The organism is Acidovorax sp. ST3, assembly GCF_003231145.1.
Taxonomy (GTDB): domain Bacteria; phylum Pseudomonadota; class Gammaproteobacteria; order Burkholderiales; family Burkholderiaceae_C; genus Acidovorax.
Window position 1 is genome coordinate 1 of the sequence record NZ_QKVP01000059.1, and the last position, 650, is coordinate 650.

Annotated in this window: 1 protein-coding gene; it reads right to left on the reverse strand. The window is 72.8% G+C overall.

All coding sequences use genetic code 11. The annotated features are described in order from the left end of the window. Nucleotides 1–650: MFS transporter (locus tag DNK89_RS23525; RefSeq protein ID WP_153064337.1), on the reverse strand; the 650-nt coding region annotated here is incomplete at both ends.

Consider the following 650-nt stretch of genomic DNA (forward strand, 5'->3'; position numbering starts at 1 on the left):
GTAGCCCGCGTCGAACGCGTCGCGGGCCAGCCGCGCCAGCGCGGCGCCTGTGTCGCTGGACAGGCCCTCGGCCACCACCAGCGCTTCGTCCAGGCTGTCGCGCGCCGCACCCGCCCCGGCTGCCGGCAGGCCGGCGGGCACGTCCAGCGTGTGCGCGTAGACGCCCGACAGGATCGAGCCCATCAGCGTCACGCCCAGCGCGCCGCCCAGTTCATACGACACTTCCTCGATCGACGCGGCCATGCCGGCGCGCTCGGGCGTGGCGCTCTGCATGATGGTGCTGGACGCGGCGGTCATGGTGGCGCCGATGCCCACGCCCAGCACGCACAGGCTGGCGATCTGCGCCGCCAGCGCGCCGTCGTAGCTGAACAGGTAGCCGCCCATGCCCAGGCCGGACACCAGCAGCGAGACGAACAGCAGGCGCGCGCTGCCCACCTTCGGCAGCAGCCAGCCGGCCAGCGGGCCGGCGATGAACGCGGCCAGCGGCAGCGGGAGGATGTAGAGCGCGGCCTGGATCGGCGACATGCCCAGCACCAGTTGCAGGCGCTGGCTGAACACCAGCTCCATGCCGAGCAGCGCCGCCGCCGCGAACAGCGCCGAGGCCACCGCCGAACTGAAGCTGCGGTTGCGGAAGATGGCGAAGTCGATCA